This is a genomic window from Pseudomonas tehranensis (genome assembly GCF_014268615.1).
GTDB lineage: Bacteria > Pseudomonadota > Gammaproteobacteria > Pseudomonadales > Pseudomonadaceae > Aquipseudomonas > Aquipseudomonas tehranensis.
The window spans coordinates 1-6,050 of the sequence record NZ_JABWQV010000273.1 but is presented as its reverse complement, the minus strand read 5'-3'; the positions used below and the strand labels follow the sequence as shown (position 1 = coordinate 6,050).

General features: G+C 60.8%; 5 protein-coding genes. 4 read left to right on the top strand and 1 reads right to left on the bottom strand.

Annotated elements, in window-relative coordinates; translation table 11 throughout:
• Window positions 1-45: 45 nt before the first annotated feature.
• Window positions 46-1,053, bottom strand: coding sequence for a DUF481 domain-containing protein (locus tag HU811_RS23800; RefSeq protein ID WP_092396943.1), 1,008 nt, complete (start codon window positions 1,051-1,053; stop codon window positions 46-48).
• A gap of 137 nt (window positions 1,054-1,190) precedes the next feature.
• Between HU811_RS23800 and HU811_RS23795 the strand changes: the two genes are divergently transcribed.
• The 4 genes from HU811_RS23795 to HU811_RS23780 all read left to right on the top strand — a co-directional run bounded on the left by HU811_RS23795 (window position 1,191) and on the right by HU811_RS23780 (window position 5,997).
• Window positions 1,191-1,571, top strand: coding sequence for an MGMT family protein (locus HU811_RS23795; RefSeq protein WP_367616246.1), 381 nt, complete (start codon window positions 1,191-1,193; stop codon window positions 1,569-1,571).
• A gap of 44 nt (window positions 1,572-1,615) precedes the next feature.
• Window positions 1,616-3,181, top strand: coding sequence for an AmpG family muropeptide MFS transporter (locus HU811_RS23790; RefSeq protein ID WP_092396939.1), 1,566 nt, complete (start codon window positions 1,616-1,618; stop codon window positions 3,179-3,181).
• 129 nt (window positions 3,182-3,310) lie between these two features.
• Complete coding sequence (locus tag HU811_RS23785; RefSeq protein ID WP_092454243.1) at window positions 3,311-5,026, top strand: proline--tRNA ligase; 1,716 nt, start codon at window positions 3,311-3,313, stop codon at window positions 5,024-5,026.
• Between the two features lie 17 nt (window positions 5,027-5,043).
• Window positions 5,044-5,997 (top strand): hypothetical protein, encoded by a 954-nt coding sequence (locus HU811_RS23780; RefSeq protein ID WP_092396934.1) that lies wholly within the window; start codon window positions 5,044-5,046, stop codon window positions 5,995-5,997.
• Window positions 5,998-6,050 lie beyond the last annotated feature (53 nt).

Below are 6,050 nucleotides of genomic sequence, written 5' to 3'. Positions count from 1 at the left end.
CGCGAGCAAGCCCGCTCCCACACTGGTTTGTTGGTTAGCCCGGGATTACCAGGTCACGCCAAAGCCGGCGGTGTAGCGCGTCTTGCTCAAGTCGCTGTCTTCGGTGCCCTCAATGACATCTTTCTCGGCCTTGAGGTTGAGCGAAGCCCAGTCGGTAACTTTGTAGCGCAGCCCCACCTCGGCGTCGTAGGCGTATTCGGCAACACTGGACAGCGGCTTGCCGACTTCGCCATTGGTGAAGAACTCGACGCGCTTGCCGATCAGGTAACGGTTGTAGTCCCACTTCATGGCGATGGAATAGAAGTTGTCGGTCCCACCGTCGCGGTATTCGTAATCTGTGCGGTTGAACAGCGAGCCCAACGAGAAAGCCCCCAGTTCGTCATCCCAGAACTGGTAGCCCGGACCGGTACCCACCACGCGCTGGCGGGCCAGATCTTCGACTTTGTCGCGCTTGTAGTTCAGGCGCCCTTGCCAGAACCATTTATCCGTCAGGAATCGGTCGAGGGAATACTCCAGCCTCCAGTTGTCGGTGGAAACCACGTCATCCTGGAATTCACGGTTGTATTCGCCCTCAGCCGTATGCCGCCATCTGCCGTGGCGCGCCGAGGTCTTGAAATCAATGTCGTAGTCATCGGTATCGTTTTCCGCGCGCTGATAATCCAGGGCAGCGTCGATATTACCCTTCCACACCAGATCCTCGACCACCGGTTTGGGTTTGAGGATTTGCTGGATACTGGCCAACTCGACGGTTTTGGGTCCATCGCCGTTGGCCAGGGTCACCTTGCCGTCCTCGGCAGCCTGCAGCGCCTTGGCTTTTTCGCCGGTGTAGGCATCCTGCTTGACCAGCAACTGCTGGTCGCTCTCAAGAGTCTTGACCTGTTTCCAGTCGATGGGAATCGCGCCGGCGTAATCGGTCTGGATCAGCAACTTCCCTCCATCGAAAACGGTGATCTTGCCGCTGAGCTTGTCACCGTTCTTCAACCAGACGGTATCGGCAAGCAATGGCATGGAGGCGCTGGTAACAGCTAGGCATAGCAGGGTTCTAGACAACATAAGCGTATAAAGAGCTCAAGTTTGCGGTAAAAAGGCGGCATTATCCCCCGGGACGACACCTTAGCAAGGACTGACCGAAGTATTTGTAATGAGTTCATTTCTCAACCACCCTTGCGGGATTTAATCTACAAACGGCAATACGCCCTTGCCCAGGACACCTGAACTTGACTGATGCTCCCGCGGCCCCAGAGAACGCCGCCCAGATCCGCCGCACCACCCTGTACCTGACCCTGGCACAAGTGCCGGCCGGCAAGGTCGTGACCTATGGCCAACTCGCCGAGATGGCCGGTCTGGGCCGAGCGGCGCGCTGGGTAGGGCGTACCCTCAGTCAGCTGCCGAACGACACAAAGCTGCCATGGCATCGAGTGTTGGGCGCCGGTGGTCGGATAAGCCTGCCGGTCGGCAGCGCTTCAGGGGATGAACAACGCGCGCGCCTGCGCATGGAAGGGGTCAGTGTCCTGAACAATCGTGTTGATATTCAGCGCCATGGCTGGCGCCCGGTAGAGCACAGCGGTTAGAGTGCGCGCTTTGTTTTCGCAATTTTTGAGGCAGACTCCAGCCCATGCCCCGTAAAACCTGGCGCGCCGCCCTCGCCGCCTATGCCAGTCCCTCGACGCTCGTGCTGTTGCTGCTTGGCTTCGCCGCCGGCTTGCCCTACATGCTGGTGTTTTCCACGCTTTCGGTCTGGTTGCGCGAAGCCGGCGTGGCCCGCGAGACCATTGGTTACGCGAGCCTCATCGGCCTGGCCTATGCCTTTAAATGGGTCTGGTCGCCGCTGCTCGACCAATGGCGCCTGCCGCTGCTGGGCAAACTCGGACGTCGGCGTTCATGGCTGGTGCTCTCCCAGGCCCTGGTGATCCTCGGCCTGATCGGCATGGGCTTCTGCGATCCGCAAAAACACCTGTCATGGTTGATCGCCATCGCGGTGATCGTGGCGTTCGCTTCGGCCACTCAGGACATCGCCGTCGATGCCTATCGCCTGGAGATCGCCGACGACACCCGCCAGGCGGCCCTCGCGGCCAGCTACATGTCCGGGTACCGAATCGCGGCATTGCTGGCCACCGCCGGCGCACTGTTCTTCGCCGAAGGCTTCGGCTCCACCGGTTTCAGCTATAAACACTCGGCCTGGGCAGGCACCTATCTATTGTTCGGCGTGCTGATGGTCCCCGCCCTGCTCACCTCTCTGTTCATGCGCGAACCGCCGGTGCCGCTGCGCACCCAGTTGCAGGCCGGTCGCTATAGCTTCGTCCACCAGTTGGCCTCGGTGTTCGTCCTCATCGTGCTGCTGGTGTCGGTGCCGGCGATGTTCACCCAGCTCTATAACACCGACTTTGCCAGCGTCCTGTTCGAAGGCGTCAGCCTGCTGGACCTGCTGCTCGAAGATCGCGCCTTCCTGCGGGCCATCCTCTATATCACCCTGACTGCCCTGTGCCTCTCGGCCATGGGGCGCCGCGGGCTGGCGCCGGTGCTGACACCGGTCAACGATTTCATTCTGCGTTACCGCTGGCAGGCCCTGTTGCTGCTTGGACTGATTGCCACCTACCGGATGTCCGACACGGTCATGGGCGTCATGGCCAATGTGTTCTACATCGACCAAGGCTTCACCAAAGACCAGATCGCCAGCGTCAGCAAGATTTTCGGGCTGATCATGACGCTCGTCGGCGCCGGCATGGGCGGCTTGTTGATCGTGCGTTTCGGCATTCTGCCGATCCTGTTTATCGGCGGCGTGGCCTCCGCCGGCACCAATATCCTGTTTCTGATGCTCGCCGACATGGGCGCCAATCTGCAGATGCTGGTTGTCACCATCTCCCTGGACAACTTCAGCTCAGGCCTGGCCACTTCGGCGTTCGTCGCCTACTTGTCGAGCCTGACCAACCTGAAGTTCTCGGCCACCCAATACGCCCTGCTCAGCTCGATCATGCTGTTGCTGCCGCGCTTGATCGGCGGTTACTCAGGGGTGATGGTGGAGAAATTCGGCTATCACGACTTCTTCCTGATCACCGCCTTGCTGGGGGTTCCGACCCTGTTGCTGATTGCCTTGCACTGGTATCAGGAAAACCGCCGCCAGGGTTCAGGCTCGGCTTCGGACCCGGAACCGACACCCACGCGACCTGCGCAAGAATCGTAGGAAACTTCAGCAAGCGCCGGCGAAACCGGCGCTCGTGCCTGGCGACCAGCCACGCGCCTGTACGCCAGGGCATCTCGCCCGTACAATGCTCCGTCACTTCTCGTCATCAGCAACCGACAACGGCCAACCATGCGCACCAGTCAATTTTTGCTCGCCACACAGAAAGAAACGCCTTCCGACGCCGTCGTGATCAGCCACCAGCTGATGCTGCGTGCCGGCATGATCCGCAAACTCGCCTCGGGCCTGTACACCTGGCTGCCGATGGGTCTGCGTGTGATGCGCAAGGTAGAAGCCATCGTTCGCGAAGAAATGAACGCCGCCGGCTCTCTGGAAGTGTTGATGCCGGGCACCCAACCGGCCGAGCTGTGGCAGGAATCGGGCCGCTGGGAAGAGTACGGCCCGGAGTTGCTGCGCATCAAAGACCGTCACGGTCGTGACTTCTGCGCCGGCCCGACTCACGAAGAAGTGATCACCGATCTGATGCGCAACGAGTTGAGCAGCTACAAGCAGCTGCCTATCAACCTGTACCAGATCCAGACCAAATTCCGTGATGAAATCCGTCCACGCTTCGGCCTGATGCGCGGCCGCGAATTCATCATGAAGGATTCGTACTCCTTCCACGCCGACCTGGCCTCGCTACAAGTCACCTACGACCGCATGCACCAGGCGTACTGCAACATTTTCACCCGTTTGGGCCTGAAATTCCGCCCGGTTGAGGCCGACAACGGTTCCATCGGTGGCGCCGGCTCCCACGAGTTCCACGTACTGGCCGAGTCCGGCGAAGACGACATCGTCTTCAGCAACGGCTCCGACTACGCCGCCAACATCGAGAAAGCCGAGGCCGTGCCCCGGGAAACCTCTCGTCCTGCGCCGGCCGAAGAACTGCGCCTGGTGGACACGCCAAACGCCAAGACCATCGCCCAACTGGTGGAAGGCTACAACCTGCCGATCGAACGCACCATCAAGACCCTGATCGTGCGCGCCGAAGAAGAAGGCAAGCTGATCGCCCTGATCATCCGTGGCGATCACGAGCTGAACGAAATCAAGGCTGGCAACCAGCCTGGCGTTGCCAGCCCCCTGGTCATGGCCACCGACGCCGAACTGCGCGACGCCATCGGCGCCGGCGCCGGCTCCCTCGGCCCGCTGAACCTGCCGCTGCCGATCATCATCGACCGCTCGGTGGAGCTGATGAGCGATTTCGCCATCGGCGCCAACATCGATGACAAGCACTACTTCGGCGTGAACTGGGAGCGCGACCTGCCGGTTCCGACCGTGGCCGACCTGCGCAACGTCGTGGCCGGTGATCCGAGCCCGGACGGCAAAGGGGTCCTGGAAATCAAGCGTGGCATTGAAGTCGGGCACATCTTCCAGCTGGGCAACAAGTACAGCAAGGCGATGAAGTGCGAAGTGCTGGGCGAGAATGGCAAGCCGGTGACCCTGGAAATGGGCTGCTACGGCATCGGCGTATCCCGCGTGGTCGCCGCGGCCATCGAGCAGAACAACGACGAGAAAGGAATCATCTGGAGCGACGCCCTGGCGCCATTCCAGATCGCCCTGGTGCCGTTGCGCTACGAGACCGAACTGGTTCGCGAAGCCACCGACAAGCTCTACGCCGAACTGACGGCGGCCGGCTTCGAAGTGCTGCTGGACGACCGCGACAAAAAAACCAGCCCCGGCATCAAGTTCGCAGACATGGAACTGATCGGCATCCCGCATCGGATCGTCGTCAGTGACCGCAGCCTGGCCGAAGGCAACCTGGAATACAAAAGTCGCACCGAGGCCGAGCCGCAAGCGCTGCCGGTCGCTGACGTGCTGTCGTTCCTCCAGGCCCGTATCCGCCGCTGACACCAGATAGAGACGTCATGTTCAAGCGAAACACCTTAGGCCTCGGGGGCGCCGCGCTATGCGGCGCCCTGCTGGTCAGCGGCTGTGCCAACCAAATGTCGCAACGCAGCGAGCACGAAGAGCGGGTCGAGCGCAAACTGCTCGACCATAGCCTGCATATCGAAGTGGGCGAGCCCAAAGTGCTCGAACTGCCGCAACGTCGGGTGCGGATCAATGAGCAGAAGACCTTCGAAGTCACCGAATTCGAAGTCACCCGCCATTATGATCGCTATACGCCGTATCAGCCCTGGCGCGAAGTTTACGAAATTCCGCTGGGCGCGGTGGCAGTGGTGGCGGGTGTCGGCGCCAACGTGGTCAATGTGTTCGCCCTTGGCAACCTCCCGGAGAGCGCGACTCGAGACTGGATCAGCTACGGTTTCGCCGGGCTCAATCCCTTCATGAACGTGCCATCCCATGGCCGCGCCCAGCAGAACCTGGCCGGAATCGACGAAGTGCAACACGACAAACGCGTCGAACACACGAGCCTGCCTTGGAGCGAACGCCCGGTACAGGTCAAGGCTGCCCGGCAGACCTTCGAACTGAGCACCGACCGCAATGGCGTGTTGCGTTTGAATCTGCTGGAAAGCCCATTCGCCGAGCATGATCTGAGCCACTTCGGCAAGTTGCAGATCAGCGTGACGGACGCCCTGGACGAGGTACACACCGACTCGTCCCTGAGCATCAGCAGCACGTTGCGCAGCAAGCTGGTGGAAGCCCACGCGCTGATCTACGACGATCTGGAAGATGACGAAGTGGAGCAATGGGTTCATCGGGTCAAGCGACTATCGGAGCTGGGGCTTGAAGAAGAAGCCAGCGAACTGGAACAGAGCCTGATCGAACTGACCCGCAATGATCCGGAGTTACAGACCGAGTTTCTGAAAGCCCTGACCAAGGATGGCGGGCGCTTGGTGGCGGATCCAGGGGCTCACTGAAATCCCCTTTGCTCCCACTGGACCTGTAGGAGCTGTCGAGCGAAGCGAGGCTG

Excerpts from the sequence above, each read along its gene's own strand:
- HU811_RS23800 (WP_092396943.1), bottom strand. The coding sequence starts at position 1,053 with ATGTTGTCTAGAACCCTGCTATGCCTAGCTGTTACCAGCGCCTCCATG.
- HU811_RS23790 (WP_092396939.1), top strand. The coding sequence starts at position 1,616 with ATGCCCCGTAAAACCTGGCGCGCCGCCCTCGCCGCCTATGCCAGTCCC.
- HU811_RS23785 (WP_092454243.1), top strand. The coding sequence starts at position 3,311 with ATGCGCACCAGTCAATTTTTGCTCGCCACACAGAAAGAAACGCCTTCC.
- HU811_RS23780 (WP_092396934.1), top strand. The coding sequence starts at position 5,044 with ATGTTCAAGCGAAACACCTTAGGCCTCGGGGGCGCCGCGCTATGCGGC.